The sequence below is a fragment of the Streptomyces sp. 2A115 genome (assembly GCF_052245575.1).
Classification (GTDB): domain Bacteria; phylum Actinomycetota; class Actinomycetes; order Streptomycetales; family Streptomycetaceae; genus Streptomyces.
In genome coordinates this window covers 1-23,397 of the sequence record NZ_JBQQCG010000078.1, presented here as the reverse complement: position 1 = coordinate 23,397, position 23,397 = coordinate 1, and the positions used below count along the sequence as shown (strand labels likewise).

Genomic DNA, 23,397 nt, shown 5'->3' with positions numbered 1-23,397 from the left:
GACGCGAGCACCGGCCAATCACCCCCGTTGCGGGAATCGGCCCGCCCACACAGAAAGGACCTCGCTCCATGAGCGGCACACAGGAGGACCGGCTGCTGTCCGGCCGGACCGTTTTGGTGGCGGGTGCGACCGGTGGCGTCGGCGAGGGCATGACCCTCGCGCTGCTTCGCCAAGGAGCCACCGTCGTAGCCACCGGTCGCAACGAGAAGCGACTGGCCAGGCTCGCCGACCACGTCAAGGAAGCCGGGCCCGGCACCCTGCTCACCCACACGGTCAATGTCGGTGACGCCGACAGCGGGACGGTGCGCGCTCAGCTGTCCTCGCACGGACCCTTCGACGGCGCCGTCATCTCGATCGGCGACTGGGGAAACCCACAGCGCACCGGCATCCTCGACACCTCCGATGCCGAGTGGGAGGACATGATCGAGTCGAACCTGACCAGCCATTTCCACGCACTGCGTACGCTCACCCCGCTGCTGTCCCGGCACGGAGCACTGGTGCATCTGAGCGGATTCAGCGCGGACATCCCCTACCCGTTCGCCGCCCTCGTGGGAGCCACCAACGCGGCGAAGAAGTCGCTGGTGCGCTCGCTCACGGCAGAACTCGACGGCGCCGGTCCGCGCGTGTACGAGCTCATCATCGGTCCCGTCCGTACCCGCCCACGTACAGCGACAGGCGTGGACAACCCCGGTTGGTTCAGTGCCCAAGACCTCGGCACGCAGGCGGGCCGTCTCATCGCCCACAGCGGTTCTCACGCCGACGCCCCGCTGCAGTACCTGATCACCCGCGGCCACGGCGTGCGGACAACCCCGCCACAGTAAAGGACACATGCGGACCCCTGTACCCACACGGAGAACCGGAGGCATCCATGCGCACCACCGACAACCCACCACCAGCCCCCCTGATTTCCCTCCCCGACAGCCTCGCCGCCCTCGCGACACGACCGGGCGACAGCGACTACGAGAACGTGCGGCACACCTACACCCGCACCGGATCACCGGCCGCAGTGCTGCGCGTCCGCACACCCCACGACATCGCCGCCGCCCTGGCTCAGGCCCGCACCGCACGCGTACCCCTGACGGTGCGCAGCGGAGGACACGGCATCAGCGGCCGCTCCACCAACGACGGCGGCATCGTCGTCGACCTTTCCGGACTCAACGCCGTGCAGGTGCTCGACGCCCGATCCGGTCTGGTGCGTGTGTCAGCGGGGGCCCGCTGGGGAGACGTCGCCGCGTCACTCGCGCCCTACGGGCTGGCGCTGTCCTCGGGGGACACCGGGGACGTCGGAGTCGGCGGGCTGGCCACCGCCGGCGGTCTCGGCCTCATGTCCCGGCTGCATGGCCTGACCGTCGATCACATGCGCGCGGCTGAGCTTGTCCTGGCGGACGGTTCCCGGGTGCGGACCGACGCCGATCACGACCCGGACCTGTTCTGGGCGGTACGCGGCGCGGGAGCCAACTTCGGGGTTGCCACCGCGTTCGAGTTCCAGGCGATGCCAATGGGCGACGTGATCGCCGCGGTGACCGTTTTCGACGCCGCGGACACAGCCGCGTTCCTGACCCGGTGGGGGGCCGCCGTGACGGCGGCGCCCAGAACGGTCACCAGCTTCCTGACCCTTATGAGGGGTCCGGATGGAAAGCCCGTCGCCCAGACGATGACCGTGCACGCGGGCACAGACACCGAGATGGCCCTGGAGGCGCTGACACCCGTTCTGTCCGCCGGCCCCGTGCTGCAGAGGCAGGCCTTCGTCACTCCGTACCACCGGCTGGTACCGACCGCCCACGCGGCCCACTACGCGCAGCAGCCGCTCACGGTGTCGCGGTCCGGGCTGTTGGAGCACATCACCGAGCCTGCCGCCGCAGCCATCGCATCGGTGCTGGTGGCTGGAAAGGCCCCCATGGTGCAGTTGCGGTCCGTCGGCGGAGCGGTCAACGACACGCCCGCGACGGCCATGGCCTACGCCCACCGCACGCAGAACTTCTCGCTGATGGCCGCCACCGTGCCCGCACGGCGCGACGCCCTGGACCAGCAATGGGAGCGGGTCTACCCGCACCTGAAGGGGCTCTACCTCAGCTTCGAAACAGGCACCGGACGACGACAGTTGCAGGACGCCTTTCCCGGAGCCGTACTGGACCGACTCATGGTCCTCAAGTCGCGCTACGACCCCGACCACGTCTTCGACAACAACTTCGCACTGCCGTCGGCGGACCTTCCCGGGTGACACGTCCCACGGCATCTCCCGGGGCGACACCTCGACGCGAACGCGCTGGGTCAACGCACCCACCACCATTCCTCCGGCCAGTGCGGCCCGACAACCGATGACCAGCACACACCTCACCGAGTTCCAGCCCACCTCCACCTCGTGCGCACGAGACGCGGAGTCCCTCGATCCAGGCTCCCAGCTCGAACCCCTTCCGCCGACCGCATGGCCCGCACCCTGACGGATCAGCGGAGGACGCCGCGAACCCGGTCGCGGTTGCCGCGTGGTTTGGGCATGGGTTCGTAGGCCGAAGACGTGCATGGGCTTGCTTGCTCGAACCTCCGTGGCTCCGGCGCGAGTTGCTGACAGCGGCTGAACTTCTCCTCGTCTTTGCTCGTAGCAGCGTCCGGACACCCGCTTCCGCCGGGAGCTACGAGGAAGGTGGATGAATGTGAAGACCTGGAGTACTGGGGCCCTGACGTTTGTCGCGCTCACAATGACCACTGCTTGCGTGTCCAGCACCGATGAGGCGACGGGTAGTCCAGCGACTCGGCGACAGCTTCGGCGAAGGCGACGGCTCCGGCGGCCGAGGCCCCCGAGGCGAATGGCGCGGCTTCCGCCGGAACGCTTACGTTGACCAACAAGCCAAGCTCGGTCCGATCGTCACCGACGCCACCGGTTTCACTCTCTACCGCTTCACCAAGGACAACCCCAAGCCCCCCAAGCCCCCCAAGTCGGCTTGCCTGGGCAACTGCGCGAAGCTCTGCCCCCCCCCAGCCCCTGCGGGCGGCGCCTCGCTGCCACCGGGCCTGAACCCTGCCCCAATCGGCTCACTGACACGCCCGGACGGCACGAAGCAGCTGACGGTGGGCGGGAATGAGCCCCGCGGCAGCCGTCACAAACAGCACTGCATGGACGCCGAGCTGAGCCGGGACGTGCCGGACTCCGCCGGGTCAGCTCCGGTCGTCCACGGAGAGCCAGAAATCGCGCAGCGCCGCGGCCGCTCCCGCAGGGTCCTGCAGCATCCACCAGTGTCCGACCCCTTCGAGGACCCGCACCTCGGCCCCCAGATCGTGGGCGATGTCCTGGGACACCTCACCGTCGTCGAAGGGGTCATCGGGCGCGATGAGTACAAGGCCCGGTGCGGCTGTCTTGTCGAGGTCAGCGCTCCAGTGCGCCCACGGGTTGGGCAGCGCGGAACGGTAGAGCGCGAGGATGGCGTTACCCATGGTCTCGTCGAAGCGCTGGTGCATTGCCAGCGCGTGGGCCGGCGGCACACCGAGAGACCTCATCAGGCCCGCGGCGCTCATTGGGTCGTCCGGGGAGAGGGTCCGCGCGGTCTCGTTGAACGCCTCGCCCTCGCCCGGTGTCTGCCAGATCCGTGCGATGTCGTGCCAGACGTAGTTGGGGTGGAGGATGCTCGCGACATCGGCGGCCCAGCTGCGCAGCGGGACGTCGTACGCCGTGGCAATCCGGTAGGTCAGCAGGGCACCCCAGTCGTGGCCCACCAGGTCGATCGGGCCGGGGAGCCGGCGGAGCTCGTCGGCCAGCCACTCGACGTAGTTGTCCATGCCGAAACCGAATCCCTCCGGCGCCGGGGCACGGAATCCGGGCAGGCGGAGCGCGATGCTGTCGGTGTCGAGATGACTTCGAACCTCCTCCCAGAGTTCGCCTGTCTCGGCAACCCCGTGGACGAAAACGGCGGTCATATGATCTCCCTTTGTAGTGGTCACCATGTTGTCGGTGCCTGCTGGCAGCTGCTCATTTCCCAGACCGGAAGACTGCTCGGTTGGTACTCAGCGCACCCCTGTGATGCCGTGCCAATGCCTGACCCCCCGCCGGAATTGCTCCCCGCCGGCCTCTTGGGGTGCACGAGTTCAGGCACCGGTGGCCCCAGGCCGCTCTTCCCCCAAGGGACGCTTGGGTGTGTAGGCCACCGTCGCCAGGGCGCGTTTGTGATGGCTCGTGGAGCCACGTGATCGCCACGAGGCGGCCTGCCTACCGGCTGACACCGGCTCTCGCGGTCCGTTGGGAAGGGGGCGTCCACTCGGTGGAAGCGTCATCAGCAGGTGTCCGCGACGTTTCGAACCCTGGGCGCCGGCAGACCGGGGCGCCCATCTCGCCTACCTGGAGGTGGCCGAAGCACAGTCCGGTTCGCCCGCACGATAGCCGCGACCGCCGCCGCACCGACTCCCCGAAGTGGCGGTTTCGGCGGTCGTCACGACGTGGAAATCCGCACTCCGTGGGCGTCGGTGGGCGTCGGACAAGAGTGGCTAGGCCTGCTTCAGGGCCCGCTGGATCTGGTCGGCCATGACCATGTGCCCGGTGCGCGAGGGGTGCGCGGAACGGTTCGTCAGCGGCAACAGCGGTCCGACCCACGCCTCGTCCCGGGGCTGGCGCATGTCGTGGCCCTTGAACGCCGTGTAGGTGTCCGCGTAGACGGCGCCGCCCTGTTCCTCCTGACTGCGCAGCATCGTGTTGAGCCGCTTTGTGAGGCCGTCGAGGTAGGTCAGGTCACCCTTGGCCAGCGGCACGGAGGAGAAGTTGCAGCCGTTGCCCGTGGCCGGGAACAGGTTCGGATAGCCAACCACGGCGACGCGCGCGTCGGGACTGCGCTTGTGGATGTCGGTCAGCATGTCGCGGATGCGCCAACCCAGCAGGATCAGGCCGTCGTCGAAGTCGTAGCCAGCTGCTTTGAGCGCGTCCTTGCAAACGGTGCCGCTCAGCGTGGCCAGCACGCACTTCTCGAGGACGCTGGCGAACCCGAAGTCGTTGCCACCGAGCGAAACGGTGACCAGGTCGGTGTCCTTGGTGAGGGCATTGACCTGTGGCGGGGCCGAGTCCTGGGGGTTCCACAGCGAACGCGTGGTGGCACCGCTGCAGGTGACGTCTTTGAGCTCGGCCTTGTAGACGCCGGCGAGCAGCGACGGATAGTTGATCGAGGACCGGTTGCATGCGACGTTCGTCGGGCTGCCCAGACCTTGGCCCGATGCGTAGGAGTCGCCAAGGGCGACGTAACGGAAGCCGGAGCCCTGTGCGGAGCTGTCCGTCGCGGCTGCGGATACTGCTCCGCCGGACATGAGAGAAGTCGAAGCGGCGGTCACGGCCGCCGCAGCCACCGCCTTACGCCGTATCTCGGCAAGACGGCGTCGCAAACGATGCATTGAGCCCCCAAAGGAGTCGTAGTGAGTGTGCGTGGCGCTGAGGCACGGCTTTGGCAGCGCACAACGCGGTGCGAGGGCCTGGCCTCGCCACCCCTACGACCGATTGCCGGGAGTGGTTCACTCCCGGCTCACCGAACGCGCCGGGGAAGCTTCCAACAGAAAGAATCCGCGACGCTCCGCGTCGCCCACTGTCGGCTGCAGGGTCCTTCAGGAAGTTGATCAGTCACAGCAGCGGATCCGGTCTGGGCGCGGACTCCGTCGCGGTATGTCGGTGCTCGGCGACAGGCGTACCTGATGAGGCCGTACTGCGGATGCCTGATGCATGTCGTGTTGATCAGCTTGCCCAGGTGACAGTTGAGGGGGAAGCCCCCCTACGGTTCGACGATGTGCCGGAGATAGACGTGCGGGTCGGCGAGATAGCGGCGCCAGTGATCCACAACGCCGAGCTCCCGCCAGGCGACCCTCCGTATGCCGTGCTCGCCGACCTCGACGATGTCCGCGCCCGGCAGGGCAGTCAGCAAGGGGGAGTGCGTGGCACAGATGACTTGGCCACCATCCTTGGCCAACCGGTCGATGTGCCCGATCAGTTCGAGGCACGAAGAGAAGGAGAGTGCCGCCTCCGGCTCGTCGAGAACATAGAGCCCGGTGTGAAGGAACTTCCCGCGGAACGCCGCGAGAAAGCCCTCGCCATGGCTGACCGAGTCCGGCGAGAACCCCTCCCTGCCCAGGGCTTCCAGCGCGGTCTCGGCCCGCAGGAAGAAGCCCTTGCGGGCCGACCAGTTGGTGGCCATACGGCGCCCGCGCGAGGCGGCGTCGAACCTCATCCGCTCGCCGAGCGCCGACTTGCCACGGGGGGAGGCGTAGCGCCAGTCGTGGGAGCCGCCGTAGGAGTCCAGACCGAACCCCTCCGCCAGCGCCTCGACCAGGGTCGACTTCCCCGAGCCGTTCTCCCCGACCAGAAAGGTCACCGGTGCGGTGAAGCGCAGCCCTTCGTTGAGCAGCTGCCGGACGCAGGGCACCGACCAGGGCCAGGTGTCCTCGTCGTAGGAGGAGAGATGGGCATACGCGCGCTCGACAATCACTCGACCAGTGTCGCCCAGGACTCGCAAGACGTACGTGCCCCCCGCCTCGACGTCCACGAACTGAACTCTGAGCGTCCGAGTCGGCGAAACTCGCCAACTGTGGGGCCACACCCCTGTACCGCGTACTCAACGCGAAGTCCGTCACCGGTACCGCCGCGTGGTCCGTACGGGCGGCTTTCCCTTTCTCCAGCGTGGCGGCTAGGACGATGAGCCAGCGTCGTCGCACGGGTCCAGCGTCGGATGGATCACCAGGCCCGGCGCTGTCGCCGCAGACATCCGGTGCGCCCCCGGTGTGCGTACGGATGGGGAGTCGAGGAACGACACCGCCCAGGAACGGTGGCGGTGTGTGACGGGGTGCGGGGTTCCCGCTCGCGGCCTAGTTCTGCGGTGCCAGGGTGCGTAGGACGTCGAACTCGTTGCCCTCGGGATCGGCCATGACCACCCAGTTTCGGTCTGAACCCTGGCCCACATCCGTCGTGGTGGCGCCGAGGCCGAGCAATCTGGTCACCTCGTCCTCGGTGCTGCCGTCGATCGGGCTGACATCGAGGTGAAGTCGGTTCTTGACGGTCTTGCCCTCGGGCACCTGGATGAACTGCAGGGTGGGCGGCATCTGGCGGGCCCGAATATCCTCGACGGTCGGCACCCAGGAGCCGATCTCGACCTTGCCCTCGCTCCGGTCGATCACCTTGAAGTCCAGGACCGCGCACCAGAAGGCCGCGAGCCTCTCCGGATCATGGCAGTCAACGGTCAACTCGGTGAACCTACTTGTCATGACTCTCCCAGATAGCGCGGACGGGGCTCAGATTATGCCGCCCGTCCGACAGATCCGAGATCTTTCTGACCAGGGACAGGCTGACCCGGCATCACCGGAGTGGTGCAGGCGCCCGTTAGTACAGACGATGTCGTATTGGTCACCGCTGTGGCCGGGGCACGGGCCTGCTGCTGGTGCGGGCTGCCTGGGCGGCCGGAGCCACAGTCATCGGCAGCGCTGGTAGTAGCGAGGACGGGTTCGCGGTGAAGCTTCATGGCGGGCGCCCCGATCGAGACCGCCACCACGTGCGATGCCGGTTTCCGAAACGGAGCGGTGTGAGTTCGCCGGCTCACGGCATCGGGGCGGACGGGATGAACACTGACCACAGCATCTGGCTGAGGTGGTGGCCCTCCAGGAGCGGCAGGCCGCATGACTCTGCCGCGTCGGCGGTCAGGAGTGTCAGGTCGGCGCCGCCGTTGCGGACCTTACTGACCGCTTCGCCCTCGTGGAGCACGTCTTGCACGACGAACGAGGAGAACCGCTCGTGCAGCAGTTGCGCTGCCACCGCGGACAGGCCCGCAGGGATAGCCACCTGGGGCGTCGAGGCAGCGTGTTCTCCGCTCGAGACCAGGACGTAGTTTGTGCTGTGGACGAAGGCCGAGGAGAAGCGCAGGCGCGTGTCCTCGTAGAAGGAGACGATGTCCGAGCGGCCGTTGGGGATGAGTAGATGGCTCGTCAGGCCGTGCAACAGGGTATGTGCTGCTTCGTCGTATGACGCGTGCAGTTCGATGGAGGGCACCGGCCCGTCGCCGCGTTCGCACCACAGGTGCTCTGCTGCCTGGGCAGATGCGGACCGTGGGAGGCCAGCAGTCGCGATCGAGCGCACCGGGGCCTTGGCCTGCGGCCCTACGTCGATCCATCGCGTCTCGGTGGACCGCCCCGTGCCGATCACTGTGCTCTCCTTCGCTGGTGCTCTGTATGCCCTCTGCGCGGCCACCCCGGCGCCCGTGCAGGTCGAGGCGGGTGGGTGCTGCATGGCTCGTCTCCGCTGTGTGCCGGCTACCTGCATGTGCGGGACACGGAACCATCCGTCACAACGCGGGCTGATCGCTTTTGGTTCAGCGTCGGTCCGACCCGAGGTCGGCAATCGGTTGGGTGGCGATGTGGGTGCGGCAGCCGGACGGTAGAGGGTGGCGAAGGCCGACGGGCAATGTGTGCGTGTGGTGCGGGCCATGACCGGGACGTGAACGCGGCGAAGAACCTTTTGGCCGCCGGGCTGGCGGTGACCGTCTGTGGAGCTGGTGTAAGACCTCAACGGAGTTCTCCGGGCGGGCAGTCGGCGACGAAGCAGCAAGCGCCCACGGCGCGAGCCGTAGGAATCCCCTCTCGTTCACGAGGGAGGGGAAGTCAACAGGACTTCGACGGGACGTGTCAGACGACGAGCTTCACTGACGGGCTCTCCCGGCTGGTCGCACACGAAGTCGATCACTTGGACCGGGTGTTGTACGTCGCGCGGACGGCTCCCGGCAGCAGCACCATCTCGGTGGCCGAGTACAAGGGCACGGGACAGAACGGCGGGACAGTTCCTATTCCCGTGGGGTGGCCCGGGACTGAGCAGGACCTTTGCTGAGCTGGGCACTTGCGGTGTCGACCGTGCCGTGCTTCCCGCCAGTTCCCTGGTTCTCCCGCGAGTTCCCGGGCGAGTGTGCACTGATTGTGCACTGGGCGCGATCGGGGCGGACAGGGGATGAGGCGGCCGGAGGACGTCGGCGGGCCTCGTCCTGCCCGTCGGTGTGGGTTTGAATCCGACGCTTGGGTGCGGCCCCTGTGTGCTCTCGTGGTCGCGGGGGTCGTACGCGTCGTATGTGCATCAGCGGGACTTCGCGCTGCAAGGCGGAGCTGATGCGGTGACGTGTGCGTTGTGGCCGCTGTCTGTGGACGGGCTGCTGTTGCTGGCCACTGCAGGATTGCTGAAGCCTACGGAGGGGCGTGGTCGTCGGTCGCGATACGTCGTGTGGGTGGCTTTTCTGCTGGGAATTGCGGTCTCTTTGGCGGCAAATATTGCGGCAGCCGCCGCGTTGACGTGGAAACCGGTACACGAGACTCATGCACTGAGCTGCGGAATCGAGTCAGCTGTCGGCGGTGGATGGTGAGTTGGCCCGGAAACAGACCGGGTCTTGGTCGCAGACACGAGACCGGACCATCACCGGGCGTTCAGCAGCTCAATGATGGGTTCGCCGACAGTCGCCGCTTGGGGCGCACTCGCACTGCGACGGTGCGAAGGACCGGTCGTCTACAACTGGTGACTCTGCAGCTCAAGTTGGTCGATGACTTCCAGGGGCTGCGCAGGTTCGAGCCCCCGGCGCGGTCCGCGATGCCCTGGCAATCCGCGCCACCCGACGGCCCGCGGACCAGGCTGCTGCTTGCCACGACCTTCTTCGAACGAGCGGATACACAGGAGGCGGCTGCGCAGTGGCTCGGTCTGCCCTTCAGCACGTACAGACGGCACTTGGCGCAAGAGGTTGACAGAAAGCTGAGCGTTTCCCGAGTGAACCGGTTGGGGGCGGTCGCCGTTGTGTCAACGATGGCGGCGGGGACCGTCCGGCCGGACACTTCGCGTGCCTGGCCCGGCCGACCGGCACGCGGATCCGTCCGCGGATGGGCAGAGCCGATCCGTACGGGATCACTCAACCTCTCACGCAAAGGTAGCGATATGGCCGCGGTGTTCATTCATGGTGTGCCCGAGACTGGTCAGGTGTGGGACCGGCTCCGGGCCTGCCTCTCGACCGACTCGACGGCCCTGGACCTGCCCGGGTTCGGCGTGCCGCGTCCCGCCGGGTTCGGCGCGACCATGGACGAGTACGTCCGGTGGCTGGAGCGGGAGCTGCGAGAGATCGACGGACCGGTCGACCTGGTCGGGCACGACTGGGGCGCCGTGCTTGTGGCGGGGGTGGCCACGAACTCCTCTGTTCCTGTGCGGAGTTGGGCCATAGATGTGGCAAGCGCACTCCACCCCGATTATGTCTGGCATGACCTGGCCAGGCTCTGGCGGACGCCGGGAGCGGGGGAGCAGTGGGCGAAGGCCGTGGTCGAGGCCTCCCCGGGAAGTCCGGAAAGCCCCGCGGCAGGGCTCGCCGAGGCCGGTGTGCCCGCCGAGGACGCCACGGCGATGGGGGAAAAGCTCGACGCCACCATGGCGGACTCCATCCTGGACCTCTACCGCTCGGCGACGCCCAACCCGCACGCCTACTGGGAAGCCGGACTGTCCGCCCCCTCCGCCCCCGGGTTGGTTATCCAGGCCCTGCTCGACCCCTACGACGACCTGGCCGCCTCCGACGAGATGGCCGCCCGCCTCGAGGCCCGCACTCAGCGCCTCGAAGGAATAGGTCACTGGTGGATGCTGGAGGACCCCGACAGCGCGGCCGCCGCGCTGGAACGGTTCTGGGCCGCCGTCAGCGAAGGCTGACGGCCACGGCGGGCCGTGCAACTGTCCACTGCAACTGCTGCTGTCCACACGTCACGCCGACGGTCCGTGTGCCACGTCGGCGGTTCCTGCGTCACGCCGACGCGACGTAGCCGCCGCATGAGCAGCACCGACCAGCAGACGCGTCTGCGAAATGAACAACTCTGGCGCCCAGCTTGGGCGGCACCGACCGACAGAAGGAAAGAGAACGCTCAATGGTGCACACGTTAGTGCTGGGCGCCGGCCCGACGGGCCTGATGGCGGCGATGATGCTGGCCGTGGAAGGACATCGGGTCACGGTGCTCGACCGTGATCCCTCCCCGCCGAAGGGCGGGGCCGAGGAGATACGGAGCGGCTGGAAGCGGCCTGGCGTGCGCCAGTTTCCGCAGCCCCACCTGCTTCTGCCGGGTGGTTACCGCCTTCTGGCGGCCGAGTTTCCCGCGGCGGTGGAGCGCCTCGTCGGCCTGGGGGGAAGCCGGTTCAACATGATATCCGGGGCCTGGGACGTGGGAGAGACCGGCGGCCCGCAGCCGGGCGACGACCGTTTCGAAACCGTGGCTGCCCGGCGGCCGGTGCTGGAGGCGGCTCTGCTGGCCGAGGCGGAGCGGACTCCCGGTATCACCGTGCGGCGTGAGGCACAGGTCACCGGACTGCTCACCCGGACGGCCCGCAGCGCGTGGCGCCCGCATGTGACGGGTGTACTGATCCGGGGCGGTGAGCAGGTGGAGGCGGACCTCGTGGTCGACGCGTCCGGCCGCCACTCGCAGGTGGCCGCGATGCTGGCCGGCATCGGTGCCACACCGCACGAGGAGCGGGCGGAGGCGGGCCTCCGCTACTACACCAGGTACTTCCACTCGGCCGACGGCATGACACCCCGTCCGACACCGTCGCCCATATGCCACCACAACAGCGTCACTATCGGCACCGTTCCCGCCGACTCCGGCACATGGTCGGTGACGCTGGCGACCTCCAGCCGCGACCAGGAACTGCGCGGCCTGGCCGACATCGACGCGTGGCACCGGGCGATGAAGCTGTACCCGACCGAAGCCCACTGGGCCGAGGGGGAGCCGATCACCGGCGTGATCGCGATGGGCGGATTGGAAAGCACGTACCGTCGCTTCGTGGTCGACGAACTGCCTGTGGCCACGGGGATTGTGGCGGTCGGCGATGCCTGGGCCTCCATCAATCCCGTGTTCGGCACGGGTATGACCATGGGCTTCCGGCATGCCGCGCTCCTGCGGGACACACTGCGCATGGTCGGCGCCGACGATCCCATGGAGCTTGCCCTGCAGCTCGACGACGCCACCCAGAAGAACCTTGCGCCCGTGTGGGAGAGCATCGCCGCGTGGGACCGGCACCGTCTGGCCGAGATCGACGCCGAGACGCGGGGCGAGGCCTACAGCACCGACGACAACGACTGGAATGTGGACGTCGCTCTGAACATCGCCCGCTCGAAGGATCCCGCTATCGTGCGCGGCCTCTCCGACGTGGGCGGCTTGCTGGCCACTCCCGAGGAGGCCCTGGTGAAAACCGGTTTGGCGCAGAAGGCCGTCGAACTGGCCGCGGGCGCCTCCCGCTATCCCGATCCCGGCCCCGCCCGCCGGGAACTGCTGGCCGCCCTGGCGAACGACTGACACCAGGGGCAGGTGCGCGGGCGACGGCCTGAACGGCCGTCCTCCGCGTGCGGCGCCACGTCGGGCTTGTGGGCGCCCGCGCCCAACGCCTGCGCAGGTACGGTGCCGGGTGGGCGCCGAGGGTTCCCGTCAACGCCGCGCGGAACAGGGCGAGTTCCGCTCTCCGTCCGACGAAAGCCGGATCCCGGCCGGCCACCAGGGTCCGGGTCCGGGTCCGGCCGATCAGTCCACGAGGTGAGGAGCATGGCATGACGGGGCTGGAACGAGCGCTGGCGTTCTGCGAACGCTTCGGAATGCGACTGCCGGTGCTTCAGGCTCCGATGGCGGGGTCTTCCCCTGTCGAACTGGCCGTCGCGGTGGCGGAGGCCGGGGGAATGGGCGCCCGGGGCGCCCTGCAAGACACCCCGGATCGCATCGCGGCGTGGGTGGACCAGTTCCGCGCCCGGTCCTCCGGTCCCCTGCAGCTGAACGTCTGGATCCCGGAACGCCCCAGCAACCATCCGGAGGACCACAGGCGGCGCACCGACGATGCCCGGGCATTTCTCAGCCGTTTCGGTCCTCCTGGCGAAACCGCCCCGACGGACCCCCCGGTATTCGACGAGCAATGTGAAGCCCTGCTCCGCGCCCGCCCGACCGACCGTCGTCTCCTCGATCATGGGCCTGTTCGAGCCCGAATACGTACGACGCCTCTATGCCCTGGGCATCGCTCTTCTTCGTGGCCCCGCAATGGGGCTCCCGGCCTCCGGGCCAGGCACGGCGCCCCACCACCTGCCGTCGCCCGCATCGCGCCGCGTTCGCGCGCCGCGGGTGCCCCGGGGCAAGGCCCGGCTTGTTACGGGGCCATTCAGCACGTCCAAGCTCGCAACAGGGAGTCAGGGACTGTCCGGTGACGGGCACGCAGGGGTGTCGGCATACATGTACGCGGATGACCAGGCGAGTGGACGACGCAAACGGCTCACGCCTGAGATCACGCGCTCGGTGGTTCGATCGCGTCATCCCCACCGGATCAGTCCGCTGTGCTGCGGGCGGCGAGGTGTTGGAGGTGGGCGACCGTGCCGTTGCGACGGGCGCGCCGCAGTCCGTGCTTGGCCATGAGGCCGCTCGCGACCGTTGCGACAGTCCTGTGTGGCGGCGCGGTCAGGCCTTTGGACGTGTGGGGGGCGTAGAGGCCGCCGTCATCGGTGACAGTCAGCCAGCCGGTAAGGGTTCGCATGCTCAGTCCGACGCACTGAGGTTGGAATGCGTGGGCCAGGAATCCCGCTCGGCGTGATCCTGGTGGCAGTAGTCCGGGAGGTGCGGTGAGGCGCAACCCGCCCTCGTCGTGTCCGGTGACCTCCACCGGGAGGATGACGGGGTAGCCGTCGGCGCCCTGATAGGCCAGCAGGCGGTGCGGGAGGGTGGCGATCTGTCGGGCGAGCGTGGGAACGTCTGTCCGTGGCGTGGTGCCGTGTTTGGGTGGTTGTTGTTCGGTGGGCGGTTGTGGCCAGGAGGGCCCGGTGACCGTTACTGGTCCACGAGCCGAAAGATCAGGCCAGGTGGCGATTCGTTCCACCCCGATGTCGACGAAGGCGCGCTCCTGGTGGTACTCGCGAAGCAGCCAGTCCCATGCCTTGCCCCGCTTGGTTTTCCCGAGGAAAGGCTCGGAGGCGTCCATCAGCTGTGCCAGCCGCTGTGCCGGGGGCCGCAGGTCCACCGATGCGTTGCCCTGGGCGAGTATGTAGCAGCTGTGGGTGGCGAAACCATGCGCGCGTGTGTGGTAGGCGAGGGAGACGCGTGGGTTGCTCAGGATGCGCTCCAGTTTCTTCGGGAAGGCCAGCGAGGTGGTGAAGCTGACCTCACCCGTCGCCTGGTCTGCGACTCCTACCGGGGACACGCTGGTGACCACCGCGCCGCCGGCCGGGGTGAGGTAGGCGACCGCGACGGTCAGGTCGCCCTTGATCGCCTCGTGTGCCGCGTCGGGCCACGCGAGAGGGGAGTGCGTCATGAGCTCGTCCCTCGCAGAACTCGCAGGTCGGCGACCGCTTGGCTCCGCATGGAGGGAAGGAGCGCCCTCACCGGTTGCGGCATGTTCACGAGCATCGACTCCACTTCGGCCGGTGTGCCCACCTCGTCGAGGAATCCGATCATCAAATGCCCGGCCACGGGCGGCGTCGTGGCGATCACCCGTTGAGAGAACTCCTCCCACTGCGCGGGCGTGATGTGATCGCGCAACGCGGGGAACAGGACCGGCTCCTCGTGGGTCAGGTGGTCGCGCACGCTGTCACGCACCTCGACGGCCGCCTCGCGGAGCGCGGGTCGGACATCACCGTTCATACTGTCCCGGCCCTGGCTGTCACCATGCCCGGTTGCCCCTTCGGCATCGCCGGCTCTCTCCGCCCCGGTCACGGCGGCATCGGCGAGGCGGTCGAGTGCGTTGTCCAGAAGTTCGTGTTCCTCGCTGAGCTTGTGGAGTGCGTGCTCTGTGTCCGGCGCGGCCGCCACGATCTGCGGCCACAGCAATTCGTCTTCCGTCTCGTGGTGATGGCGCAGGTTCACCACAAGGAAGTCCCGCAACTGCGCGAGTGACTCGGAAGGTATCGAGGGGCGGCCGGCGGCGTCGGCGAGCAGGCCGGTGGCCAGCCGGTGGGTCTCGTGGACGAGTCGCGTTTCCATGATCGCCATTGAGTCGTGGTGGGCGGCCGTTTCCATAGTGGAGAACCTTTCGTAGACAAGTGCATGTACTGCTGATCCGTACAGATCTGCTCACTCGGTTCGAGGCCGGGGCGCGAACGGCGCTCGACGGTAGAGGAATCCGCTGTGTCGGCCGCTTTGCTCAAGCCGCTGGCCAGGGAGCACCTCCAGTCGCCTGCGGGAGTGGCGTGCAGCCCGCGGCGTTACGAGGAGGGCCAGGGCGAGCAGCGGACAACCCGCCGCGATCTTGGCGACCGCGAGCCGGCCAGTGGGGTCCTCGTCGTAGAGCCTTGGCCAACCCGGTCTTGTAGGCCACGAACGCTGCCACGGCGAAACCGAACAGCCCGGAGAGAGCTGGCTGGAGGGGCTCCTTGCGCACCAACCTCAAAACGGTGATCGCCATGGCAACGCCGATGGCGACGCGGCTTCGCCTTCGGCGGGACTGCCGCGTCGGGCTGTTGGTTTCGGGCCTTGGGGACAGAGTGTGCTGACTCAGTCATGGTGTGGATCAACTTGCCTCGGATAAAGGGACGTTGGTCATGTACTGGGCTGCGGCGTCGAGACTCTCGCTGCCTCGTGCCGCCTGCTGGAGCCGGGACCGGGCTACGGCCGTTCACCGACCCGGGTTTTGGCGCCCGGGGCTTACGGCGGGTCAGCGCATGAACCCCTGGACTGCTCCTTCGCGGCGCGTGCATGCCGAAGGCAGTGAACATCGGCGCGCTCGGGTGTGGACGATCCTAACTTTCAAGTTAATGCCTCTGCAATGATTACATAGGATATCCGGTGTCGGGTAGGTTGCAGATATGCCAGAACCGACCCGGGCCTATCGATCCAAGCGTCGCGAGCAGGCGGCCATTCAGACCCGCCAGGACATCCTGCGAGCGGCGCGCCATCTGTTTGTCACGCATGGCTATGCCCGTGTCACAGTGGCCGACATCGCGCGGTCTGCCGGCGTCGCGGTGAAGACGGTCTACGCGAGTGTGGGCACCAAGACGGAGGTCCTGCATGCCCTCCTGGCCGCGGACGTAGCGGACTCAGGGGCCGACGACGACCTTGGCGAGGTGCGCAGGATGCAGGACCTCTCATCCGTGATCGCCTACGTGGCCCACAGCATCCGCACCAACACCGAACGCTTCGCATCGTCATCGATCGACCTGCTTCTCTCGTCCGCGGCGAGCGACGAGAAGGCGCGCGAGGTGTGGGACTACGTCATCGCGCAGTACCGTCAGGCGCTCCGGGATATCGCGCAGCACTTGGTCGCGATCGGTGCCGTCGCTCCGCATCTGGACGTCGATGCAGTAGCGGATCGCCTGTGGCTCTGCTTCGGACTACGGGCATGGCGAGCTCTCGTTGTGGACTGTCACTGGAGCTACGACGCCGCCGAGCGCTTGCTCGCCCGCCAGGCCATCACCCTGCTCGAGGACTCCGAGCCGTCGTAAGGCATCGATACGGCCTCAACACCTGGCTCGCCCCTGACCTCCGTCACAGCGTTCCTCCCGCGAGGGCAACCCCGGGCATGGGTCGCCGAGAATTTCGGGATCGTAGGGCAGTTGCCCAATTAGCGCGCCATGCTTGACCGAAGCCGCGCGGCCGGCCCCAGGACACCGTCGCCGGACCTCAGGACACCGTCGTCATCGGGCACATCCGCTGGTCAAGCCGCTGTTGCGGCCCCTCGGGCATCCCGGAACCCAAAACACTTCAGGGTCGCGCACTTGCTCATGTGTCACTTAGTGACGTACTGTCGCTTGAGGACACAGGGGGAAGGGTGGCCAGGCGCCATGACGACGCAGGAGCGCAGCGGGGGAGGGATGAGTGAGCAGCGGCGTGCCCGGCTGCGGCTGGAGATCTCCCGGGAGGCGGCGCGCCTGTTCTGGGAGCAGGGAGTGGCCGCCACGAGCGGCGATCAGATCGCGGAGGTCGTGGGACTGTCCACGCGCACCATCTGGCGGCACTTCCGCAGCAAGGAGAGCTGTGCCGAGCCGATCGTCATGCAGGGCGTTGTCACCCTGATGACGGTGCTGCGCAGCTGGCCCCGGCACAGTTCCCTCGAAGACCACCTGGCCACGGAACTGGTCAGATTCCGTCACGAGGCGCCGCCCGTCGATCTTGCCGACGAGATGCTCGCGATGAAGATGATCCGGCTCGCCGACACCGAGCCTGCGCTCCGCACGGCGTGGCTGATGGCCTGCGACCAGACAGAACGCGAGATGTGCGTGATCATCGGTGACCGTCTCGAGCGCCCGTCCGGTGATCTGGAAGTACGGATGCACGCCGCGGCCTCCGCCGCCGTCGTGCGGGTGCTGGACGAGCACATCGGCACCGCCATCCTCGCCGGTGACGATCTCGCGGAGTTCGCCGACGTGACGGCCCTCTCCAGGCGTCTCGCCCATGCGATCCGCACCGCCACCGGCGGAGTCGTCGGCGACCCCGTCGACTGAGAACGCCGAGTACCGGCAAGCCCACCGACCGAACTGAAGCGAACCCAGGAGGAGTTGACGTATGTCCGCGACCCCGCGCGAGGTCCCGCGCCTCGCCGTCGAGGACTTCTTCGGCCCGCCGGCCCGTACCCGCGCATCGATCTCGCCGGACGGCACCAAGATCGCCTACCTGGCGCCGTGGCGGGAGCGGTTGAACGTATGGGTGGAGAGCGTCGACGCGGATGAGGAGGCGCGCTGTGTGACCGCGGACGACAACCGCAGCGTGCACACCTACCACTGGACGGACGATCCGCGGTGGCTGCTCTACGAGCAGGACGGCGACGGGGATGAGAACTGGCACGTCTACCGGGTCGACCTGGAGAATCCGCATGCCGAGGCGGTCGATCTCACCCCCTTCCCCGGGGCCACGGTCGCGGGTTTCGAGACGTCCGTCGCCCGGCCGGGCAGGGCGCTGCTGCATCTGAACCGCAGGGATCCCGCCGAGTTCGACCTCTACGAGCTCGATATCGCCGCGGGTGAGCTGACGTTGCTGGCGGAGAACCCCGGTCAGGTCGCCGGCTGGCTGCACACGCCCGACGGAGATCTGTACGCCCAGACCTGGACGGCCGACGGCGACATCGAGTTGGCGCAGTGGGACACCAGGACGGGGAAACCGCGCCCGGTCACCACGTTCGACGGCTCCGACTACCCGCTGGGCATCAATCCGTTCCAGCTCACCCCGGACGGCACCGGTCTGTGGCTCGGCTCCAACCGGGGCAGTGACCGGACCCGTCTGGTCCTGCTCGATCTGGCCACCGGTGAGGAGATCGAGGTCGACAGTCACCCGGACTTCGACCTGGACACGCGTTCCACCGTCTTCCCCACGCTGCCGTCGCCGCTCATCCGCAACCGGCACACCGGTGAGCTGATCGGGGCGCGTTACCTGGGCGAGCGGCAGGTGATCCATCCGCTGGACCCGCACTTCGCCGCGGTGCTGGAGAACCTGGAGAAGCTGTCCGACGGTGATCTCTCCGCCGTCTCGTGCGATGTGAGCGGGCGACGCTGGGTCGTCAGCTTCACCCATGACCGTGACCCCCATGTCACCCACTACTACGACCACACCACCGGGGAGAGCCGACTGCTCTTCCGGCCCCATCCGCATCTCGATCCCCGTGTCCTGGCGCCGATGACGCCGGTCACGATCCCCGCACGCGACGGGCTGCGCCTGCCCGCGTACCTGACCCTGCCCCTCGACGTCGAGCCGACCGGGATCCCGCTGGTCCTGCTGGTCCACGGCGGCCCCTGGCACCGCGACAGCTGGGGCTACAACCCCCTCGTGCAGCTGTTGGCCAACCGCGGATACGCGGTGCTGCAGGTCAACTTCCGCGGCTCGGCCGGCTACGGCAAGACGTTCCTCAAGGCCGCCATCGGCGAGCTGGCCGGGAAGATGCACGACGACCTCATCGACGCCGTCGAGTGGGCCGTCACGGAGGGGTACGCGGACCGGGACCGCGTCGCGATCTTCGGCGGCTCCTACGGCGGCTACGCCACCCTGGTCGGCGTCACCTTCACCCCCGACGTCTTCGCCGCCGCCATCGACTCCTGCGGCCCCTCCAACCTCGTCACCTTCCTGCGGACGGTGCCGGAGTTCGTACGGCCCCACCTGGTCAACAACTGGTACCTCTACGCCGGTGATCCGAGCGACCCGGAGCAGGAGGCGGACCTGCTGGCCCGCTCACCCATCAGCCGGGTTGACCAGATCCGCACACCACTGATGGTGGTTCAGGGCGCCAACGACGTCCGTGTCGTCAAGGCCGAGTCCGACCGGATCGTCGACGCGTTGCGTGCCCGTGGCGTCGAGGTCGAGTACCTGGTCAAGGACGACGAGGGTCACGGCTTCGTGAACCCGGACAACAACATCGACATGTACGACACGGCCGACCGTTTCCTCGCCCGGCACCTGGGCGGACAGCCGAGCGCGGAGTAGCCGACGCCCCGTCGGAGCCGACCTCGGAGCGAAGCACCGGGACCTGCGGCCGGCAATCCGCAGGGCAGTGCCCGCAAGCCGTACAGGCCAACGACTACTTGGTGAGTTGATCTCGCAACATGACTGAACCCATACCCCCCTCCCAGTCGGCGCCCTGCCCGGACGGACCGGGCAGGATCCCAGGGCGCCAGGCGAAGAAGACACCGCTGGAGCAGATGGGCGGCACGACGGGCCTGGTGTACGCGACGCTGCCGATCGTGGCCTTCGTGCTGGCCAACGCATCCTTCGGGCTGACGGCCGCCATCGGTACCGCCGTCGGCATCGCGCTGGCGATCTCCGTGCTGCGTCTGGTGCGCAAGGAGTCGGTGCAGCCCGCGCTCTCCGGTCTGTTCGGTGTCGCGGTCGCCGCGTTCGTCTCCTGGAAGACCGGATCGGCCAAGGGCTTCTTCCTCACCGGCATCTGGGCCAACTTTGCCCTCGGCGTGCTCTTCCTGCTCTCCGTCCTCGCACGCCGGCCATTGGCCGGAATCGTCTGGGGCGCCCTCAACGGCACCGGGATCGCCTGGCTGAAGGACAAGCCATCGCGGCACTACTACGACATCGCCACGCTCACGCTCGTGGGCGTCTTCGCGACCCGGGTCGCCGTGCAGCAGTGGCTGTACGACGAGGACCGCACGGGCTGGCTGGCCGTCGCGAGGATCGCGATGGGCTACCCGCTCCTCGCTCTGGCCTTCCTGGTGGTTCTGTGGGCGGGCCGGCGTTCGGGCAAGCGGCTGAAGGCCCTGGCCGGACAGCAGCCCGCCGGGTCGGTCTGACCGGCCCGCCGATGCCGACGCAGTTCGTCGCCCGACATGCAGAGCGGCGTGAGATCGACCGACTGGTGACCTCGGCGGCCGCCGGGCGTGGTGGTGCTTGCCGCGGCGGAGGCGGTCGGTGATCTCGGCCTACTGCGCCACGCGGCGAAGCTCCTTGAGCTGGATGTCGCAGGGCTCGCCGTCGCGCGCCGGACGCGGCCGGGCAGGTGGTCGTGTCCCTGGATGGAGTGCTGGCGATCGGGCACTCGGGAGAAGCAGGATGCGGCCAACTGCCAGGCCCACTTGTAACGTTCGGCGGGTCGGCCGCACTGAGGGGTATGAGCTATGACGACCTGCGTGCACTGTTTCTCAACTGCACGCTGAAGAAGAGCCCGGAGCGCAGCCACACGCAGGGCCTGATCGACCTCAGCTCGCGGATCATGGAGAAGCAGGGCGTTCAGGCCGATCACCTGCGGCCGATCGACCATGAGATCGCCACCGGGGTGTGGCCGGACATGACCGAGCACGGCTGGGAGCGCGACGCGTGGCCGTCGATCTACCAGCGGGTGATGGCCGCCGACATCCTCGTCATCGCCGGGCCGATCTGGCTGGGTGACAACAGCTCGGTCGTGTCGCCAAACTGGTCATCGAGCGGCTCTATGCCTGCTCGGGCCTGCTCAACGACGCCGGTCAGTACGCCTACTACGGGCGGGTGGGTGGCTGCCTGATCACCGGCAACGAGGACGGCGCCAAGCACTGCGCCATGAACGTCCTGTACAGCCTGCAGCACCTGGGATACACCATCCCGCCGCAGGCGGACGCGGGCTGGATCGGAGAGGCCGGGCCAGGCCCGTCCTATCTCGATCCGGGCTCCGGCGGTCCCACCAACGACTTCACCAACAGGAACACCACGTTCATGACGTGGAACCTGCTGCATCTGGCCCGGCTGCTCAAGGACGCCGGTGGCGTCCCGGCGCACGGGAACCAGCGGTCGCAGTGGGACACCGGGTGCCGGTTCGACTTCGAGAATCCCGAATACCGCTAAAACAGCAACGAAAGGCCGAAAACAATGACCGTCGAGACCGTCCCCACCTGCGCCTACCCGGGCTGCACAAACCCGCCCGAGCCGCCGGCCACCGACGCGCAGGGACCGGCGCCCCGCTATTGCGAGCACCCCGAGCACAACGCGCTCGGCGCGTTCAGGAAGTTCCGCGCCAAGCGACAGCAACGCAAGGAGGACAAGCGCGTGGCAGCCGAGGCCAAGAAGACGGCCAAGGAGGCGGCAAAGGGGGCCCAGGCGCCGGTCGCCGAGCAGTCCTGGCCCGCCACCTCCGGGCACGCATCCGCTGCCGGTATGGCGCACGGTGCGCCCGGGCACACGCCCGCTACGGAAGCGGTGCCGCAGGCGTCCCCTGGCGAGATGGTGCCCCTGCAGCCAGGACAAGCCCCCGTCTCCGATGCGTCCGAGCAGGCGCCGGCGGAAGCCGTGAACAGTGAAATGGCGGCGATGTCGATGGTCGACGGCGGCCATGTTGCTCAGTCACGCGACGCCCTCGTCGCGCTCATCGAGCAGCTCGCCACCGATCTGCCCGCCTACATCGAGGAGTTGGCGATCATCACGGACTCCGCGGCGGCCGAGGCCCGGATCGAGACGGTCACCCGCGCCTCCGCGCAGCGCATCCTGGCCGCCGAGGAGCGCGCCGCGCTCGCCGAGGAGGCGGGCGACATGGCCGTCGCTGCGCTCGATGCCGCGCAGGAAAAGTTCGCCGAGGAGACCGCCGCGATCCGCGAGGAGACGGCCCGCCAGGTGGCGGACGCCGAATTCGTCCGGGCCGAGCTGGAGCGCTACCGCGAGCGTGTCAGCATGCTCGAGGTCCGGCTCGACGCCGTCCGTGACGAGGCCGACGAGCTGCGCCGCGAGAAGGCCGCGCGCTCCACCACCGAACACGAACGGCCGCGCCCCGCTGAGCAGTAGTGCTGAACGGCCGTCGGCCCACGTGATTTCGGCGTTCCGGTCAAGAACTCCAGCCGCCGTGATCCCCGCTCCCTCCGACGCAAGAGCCGTGCATGTCGTCCAACGCGTCAGCGTTGATCCCGCAATTGATCAAGACAAAGGAGAACGATGCAGAAGGGCGCACTCAAGAAGTGGTCCGCCCGGATTGCGGCCTCCAACGTGATCGCGGCGACCGCCGCCCTCGTCCCGGCCGTCGGCGCCCAGGCCGGCACCCCCCATCAGTTCCGTCTCTGCAACAACGGCCGCGGCTACGACACCGTTGTCGAGTTTCCGAACCAAGGCGCCTACGCGTTCCGCGTGCTTGCCGGAAAGTGTCAGACCGTCTCGCCTCTTGTCGGGACTTCCAACGAGGCGGTCACGCTCTACGCGGTCCAAAGGAGTTGGAAGGGCCCTCGCAGCCACGTTTTCGCCGGGATCAGCTACGACGACCGGCGGGGCATCGACATCACCACCACGGGAACCTACGGAGCCGTCAACTGGAGCTGGCGGTAAGCGGAGTTCAAGGCAGGTTCGGCGCGGCAGCCCCGAACCTGCCCTGCGTGTCGGCAGACCGCCGAGCAGGAGCCGGCCGCTGCCTGGCGAGACCCGCCCTCTCGACGCCACGCCCGGCCACCGGTCCGGCGTGAACACCCAACAGAAACGGAAATCCTCATGAGCCGAACCAAGCGCACTGTCCTCTGGATCACCACCACCGCCGTCGTCGTCGTGGCGGCCGTCGGGCTCTACCTCTTCCAGCCCTGGCGGCTGTTCACCACGAATCGCGTGGATGAGGCGGCTCCCGTGGCCACCGGCCAACAGGGGGCTGCGGCCAAGCCGTTGGCAACCGGCAGCTTCATCTCCCACGAGCACGAGACCAGCGGCTCGGTGGAGGTCCAGCCGCTCGCAGACGGGGAGGCGAACCTGCGCCTGACAAACGTGCGTACCTCCGACGGCCCGGCCCTGCACGTGTGGCTCAGCGACCAGCCGGTCAAGCAGGACGGCGGCGGCAACCTCGACGACGGCACCCATGTCGACCTCGGCGACCTCAAAGGCAACGAGGGCAACCAGAACTACGCGATCCCGGCGGGCACCGACCTGAACAAGTTCTCCACGGTGACGATCTGGTGTGAACGCTTCAGTGTGTCGTTCGGCGCGGCCGAGCTGAAGCAGGGCGCCTGACGAACCCACGTCGCGCCGGAAGGCCGTGGGGGGGGGGGGGGAGACACACCCCCCCCCACCCTC

21 protein-coding genes and 3 pseudogenes are annotated in these 23,397 nt (G+C 68.1%); 16 read left to right on the top strand and 8 right to left on the bottom strand.

Annotated features, from left to right (window positions below):
• Window positions 1–68: 68 nt before the first annotated feature.
• From ACTWQR_RS43250 to ACTWQR_RS43240, 3 genes and pseudogenes are all read left to right on the top strand, one after another.
• Window positions 69–821, top strand: coding sequence for an SDR family NAD(P)-dependent oxidoreductase (locus tag ACTWQR_RS43250; protein WP_443232771.1), 753 nt, complete (start codon window positions 69–71; stop codon window positions 819–821).
• Between the two features lie 47 nt (window positions 822–868).
• A complete protein-coding gene (locus tag ACTWQR_RS43245) occupies window positions 869–2,221 on the top strand; it encodes an FAD-binding oxidoreductase (protein WP_443232770.1) in 1,353 nt (450 codons plus the stop codon).
• Between the two features lie 503 nt (window positions 2,222–2,724).
• Window positions 2,725–2,949 (top strand): annotated as a pseudogene (locus ACTWQR_RS43240) (hypothetical protein); the annotation flags it as partial.
• Between the two features lie 204 nt (window positions 2,950–3,153).
• On the opposite strand, the gene ACTWQR_RS43235 reads toward ACTWQR_RS43240, so the two are convergent.
• The 5 genes from ACTWQR_RS43235 to ACTWQR_RS43215 all read right to left on the bottom strand — a co-directional run bounded on the left by ACTWQR_RS43235 (window position 3,154) and on the right by ACTWQR_RS43215 (window position 8,149).
• The gene (locus ACTWQR_RS43235; RefSeq protein WP_443232769.1) at window positions 3,154–3,909 is read right to left on the bottom strand and encodes an alpha/beta fold hydrolase; all 756 of its coding nucleotides are present in this window, start codon (window positions 3,907–3,909) and stop codon (window positions 3,154–3,156) included.
• Window positions 3,910–4,473: 564 nt separating this feature from the next.
• Window positions 4,474–5,280 (bottom strand): SGNH/GDSL hydrolase family protein, encoded by an 807-nt coding sequence (locus ACTWQR_RS43230; RefSeq protein WP_443232768.1) that lies wholly within the window; start codon window positions 5,278–5,280, stop codon window positions 4,474–4,476.
• A gap of 455 nt (window positions 5,281–5,735) precedes the next feature.
• Window positions 5,736–6,446, bottom strand: coding sequence for an AAA family ATPase (locus tag ACTWQR_RS43225; protein WP_443232767.1), 711 nt, complete (start codon window positions 6,444–6,446; stop codon window positions 5,736–5,738).
• 376 nt (window positions 6,447–6,822) lie between these two features.
• On the bottom strand, window positions 6,823–7,218 hold the full coding sequence (locus ACTWQR_RS43220; RefSeq protein ID WP_443232766.1) for a VOC family protein: 396 nt from the start codon (window positions 7,216–7,218) through the stop codon (window positions 6,823–6,825).
• A gap of 328 nt (window positions 7,219–7,546) precedes the next feature.
• Window positions 7,547–8,149 carry a hypothetical protein gene (locus ACTWQR_RS43215; RefSeq protein WP_443232765.1) on the bottom strand — a complete coding sequence of 201 codons (603 nt, stop codon included), beginning with the start codon at window positions 8,147–8,149 and terminating at the stop codon, window positions 7,547–7,549.
• Window positions 8,150–8,410: 261 nt separating this feature from the next.
• Between ACTWQR_RS43215 and ACTWQR_RS43210 the strand changes: the two are divergent.
• From ACTWQR_RS43210 to ACTWQR_RS43190, 5 genes and pseudogenes are all read left to right on the top strand, one after another.
• A pseudogene (locus tag ACTWQR_RS43210) lies at window positions 8,411–8,573 on the top strand (RNA-guided endonuclease TnpB family protein); the annotation flags it as partial.
• Window positions 8,574–8,990: 417 nt separating this feature from the next.
• A complete protein-coding gene (locus tag ACTWQR_RS43205; RefSeq protein WP_443232764.1) occupies window positions 8,991–9,350 on the top strand; it encodes a DUF2637 domain-containing protein in 360 nt (119 codons plus the stop codon).
• Entirely contained in the window at window positions 9,344–10,663 is a 1,320-nt protein-coding gene (locus ACTWQR_RS43200) for an alpha/beta fold hydrolase (RefSeq protein WP_443232763.1), read from the top strand. The genes ACTWQR_RS43205 and ACTWQR_RS43200 overlap by 7 nt, the downstream gene beginning before the upstream one ends.
• 212 nt (window positions 10,664–10,875) lie before the next feature.
• Window positions 10,876–12,294 carry an FAD-dependent oxidoreductase gene (locus tag ACTWQR_RS43195; RefSeq protein WP_443232762.1) on the top strand — a complete coding sequence of 473 codons (1,419 nt, stop codon included), beginning with the start codon at window positions 10,876–10,878 and terminating at the stop codon, window positions 12,292–12,294.
• Window positions 12,295–12,542: 248 nt separating this feature from the next.
• Window positions 12,543–13,184, top strand: coding sequence for a nitronate monooxygenase (locus ACTWQR_RS43190; RefSeq protein WP_443232761.1), 642 nt, complete (start codon window positions 12,543–12,545; stop codon window positions 13,182–13,184).
• 116 nt (window positions 13,185–13,300) lie between these two features.
• Here ACTWQR_RS43190 and ACTWQR_RS43185 read toward each other — a convergent pair whose 3' ends face one another.
• The 3 genes from ACTWQR_RS43185 to ACTWQR_RS43175 all read right to left on the bottom strand — a co-directional run bounded on the left by ACTWQR_RS43185 (window position 13,301) and on the right by ACTWQR_RS43175 (window position 15,367).
• Complete coding sequence (locus ACTWQR_RS43185; protein ID WP_443232760.1) at window positions 13,301–14,278, bottom strand: hypothetical protein; 978 nt, start codon at window positions 14,276–14,278, stop codon at window positions 13,301–13,303.
• Window positions 14,275–14,946 (bottom strand): hemerythrin domain-containing protein, encoded by a 672-nt coding sequence (locus tag ACTWQR_RS43180; RefSeq protein ID WP_443232759.1) that lies wholly within the window; start codon window positions 14,944–14,946, stop codon window positions 14,275–14,277. The genes ACTWQR_RS43185 and ACTWQR_RS43180 overlap by 4 nt, the downstream gene beginning before the upstream one ends.
• A 160-nt stretch (window positions 14,947–15,106) precedes the next feature.
• Window positions 15,107–15,367, bottom strand: coding sequence for a DUF3159 domain-containing protein (locus ACTWQR_RS43175; RefSeq protein ID WP_443232758.1), 261 nt, complete (start codon window positions 15,365–15,367; stop codon window positions 15,107–15,109).
• 400 nt (window positions 15,368–15,767) lie between these two features.
• Here ACTWQR_RS43175 and ACTWQR_RS43170 point away from each other — a divergent pair, with 400 nt between their 5' ends.
• The 8 genes and pseudogenes from ACTWQR_RS43170 to ACTWQR_RS43135 all read left to right on the top strand — a co-directional run bounded on the left by ACTWQR_RS43170 (window position 15,768) and on the right by ACTWQR_RS43135 (window position 23,334).
• The gene (locus ACTWQR_RS43170; protein ID WP_443232757.1) at window positions 15,768–16,403 is read left to right on the top strand and encodes a TetR/AcrR family transcriptional regulator; all 636 of its coding nucleotides are present in this window, start codon (window positions 15,768–15,770) and stop codon (window positions 16,401–16,403) included.
• Between the two features lie 339 nt (window positions 16,404–16,742).
• Window positions 16,743–17,402: a TetR/AcrR family transcriptional regulator gene (locus tag ACTWQR_RS43165; protein WP_443232756.1), complete on the top strand. Its 660-nt coding sequence runs from the start codon at window positions 16,743–16,745 to the stop codon at window positions 17,400–17,402.
• A 61-nt stretch (window positions 17,403–17,463) separates the two neighbouring features.
• The gene (locus tag ACTWQR_RS43160) at window positions 17,464–19,368 is read left to right on the top strand and encodes a S9 family peptidase (protein ID WP_443232755.1); all 1,905 of its coding nucleotides are present in this window, start codon (window positions 17,464–17,466) and stop codon (window positions 19,366–19,368) included.
• Window positions 19,369–19,487: 119 nt separating this feature from the next.
• A complete protein-coding gene (locus ACTWQR_RS43155) occupies window positions 19,488–20,183 on the top strand; it encodes a DUF3159 domain-containing protein (protein WP_443232754.1) in 696 nt (231 codons plus the stop codon).
• A gap of 317 nt (window positions 20,184–20,500) precedes the next feature.
• A pseudogene (locus ACTWQR_RS43150) lies at window positions 20,501–21,207 on the top strand (flavodoxin family protein).
• Window positions 21,208–21,231: 24 nt separating this feature from the next.
• Window positions 21,232–22,137: a hypothetical protein gene (locus tag ACTWQR_RS43145; protein WP_443232753.1), complete on the top strand. Its 906-nt coding sequence runs from the start codon at window positions 21,232–21,234 to the stop codon at window positions 22,135–22,137.
• Between the two features lie 147 nt (window positions 22,138–22,284).
• On the top strand, window positions 22,285–22,668 hold the full coding sequence (locus tag ACTWQR_RS43140) for a hypothetical protein (protein WP_443232752.1): 384 nt from the start codon (window positions 22,285–22,287) through the stop codon (window positions 22,666–22,668).
• 159 nt (window positions 22,669–22,827) lie between these two features.
• Entirely contained in the window at window positions 22,828–23,334 is a 507-nt protein-coding gene (locus tag ACTWQR_RS43135) for a DM13 domain-containing protein (protein ID WP_443232751.1), read from the top strand.
• Window positions 23,335–23,397 lie beyond the last annotated feature (63 nt).

Bases quoted from the DNA above. Each gene is read 5' to 3' on its own strand.
- ACTWQR_RS43200 (WP_443232763.1), top strand. From the start codon at position 9,344: ATGGTGAGTTGGCCCGGAAACAGACCGGGTCTTGGTCGCAGACACGAG.
- ACTWQR_RS43135 (WP_443232751.1), top strand. From the start codon at position 22,828: ATGAGCCGAACCAAGCGCACTGTCCTCTGGATCACCACCACCGCCGTC.
- ACTWQR_RS43165 (WP_443232756.1), top strand. From the start codon at position 16,743: ATGACGACGCAGGAGCGCAGCGGGGGAGGGATGAGTGAGCAGCGGCGT.
- ACTWQR_RS43155 (WP_443232754.1), top strand. From the start codon at position 19,488: ATGACTGAACCCATACCCCCCTCCCAGTCGGCGCCCTGCCCGGACGGA.
- ACTWQR_RS43195 (WP_443232762.1), top strand. From the start codon at position 10,876: ATGGTGCACACGTTAGTGCTGGGCGCCGGCCCGACGGGCCTGATGGCG.
- ACTWQR_RS43160 (WP_443232755.1), top strand. From the start codon at position 17,464: ATGTCCGCGACCCCGCGCGAGGTCCCGCGCCTCGCCGTCGAGGACTTC.
- ACTWQR_RS43170 (WP_443232757.1), top strand. From the start codon at position 15,768: ATGCCAGAACCGACCCGGGCCTATCGATCCAAGCGTCGCGAGCAGGCG.
- ACTWQR_RS43180 (WP_443232759.1), bottom strand. From the start codon at position 14,946: ATGGAAACGCGACTCGTCCACGAGACCCACCGGCTGGCCACCGGCCTG.
- ACTWQR_RS43185 (WP_443232760.1), bottom strand. From the start codon at position 14,278: ATGACGCACTCCCCTCTCGCGTGGCCCGACGCGGCACACGAGGCGATC.
- ACTWQR_RS43175 (WP_443232758.1), bottom strand. From the start codon at position 15,367: ATGGCGATCACCGTTTTGAGGTTGGTGCGCAAGGAGCCCCTCCAGCCA.
- ACTWQR_RS43235 (WP_443232769.1), bottom strand. From the start codon at position 3,909: ATGACCGCCGTTTTCGTCCACGGGGTTGCCGAGACAGGCGAACTCTGG.
- ACTWQR_RS43245 (WP_443232770.1), top strand. From the start codon at position 869: ATGCGCACCACCGACAACCCACCACCAGCCCCCCTGATTTCCCTCCCC.
- ACTWQR_RS43145 (WP_443232753.1), top strand. From the start codon at position 21,232: ATGACCGTCGAGACCGTCCCCACCTGCGCCTACCCGGGCTGCACAAAC.
- ACTWQR_RS43140 (WP_443232752.1), top strand. From the start codon at position 22,285: ATGCAGAAGGGCGCACTCAAGAAGTGGTCCGCCCGGATTGCGGCCTCC.
- ACTWQR_RS43220 (WP_443232766.1), bottom strand. From the start codon at position 7,218: ATGACAAGTAGGTTCACCGAGTTGACCGTTGACTGCCATGATCCGGAG.
- ACTWQR_RS43250 (WP_443232771.1), top strand. From the start codon at position 69: ATGAGCGGCACACAGGAGGACCGGCTGCTGTCCGGCCGGACCGTTTTG.
- ACTWQR_RS43230 (WP_443232768.1), bottom strand. From the start codon at position 5,280: ATGTCCGGCGGAGCAGTATCCGCAGCCGCGACGGACAGCTCCGCACAG.
- ACTWQR_RS43190 (WP_443232761.1), top strand. From the start codon at position 12,543: ATGACGGGGCTGGAACGAGCGCTGGCGTTCTGCGAACGCTTCGGAATG.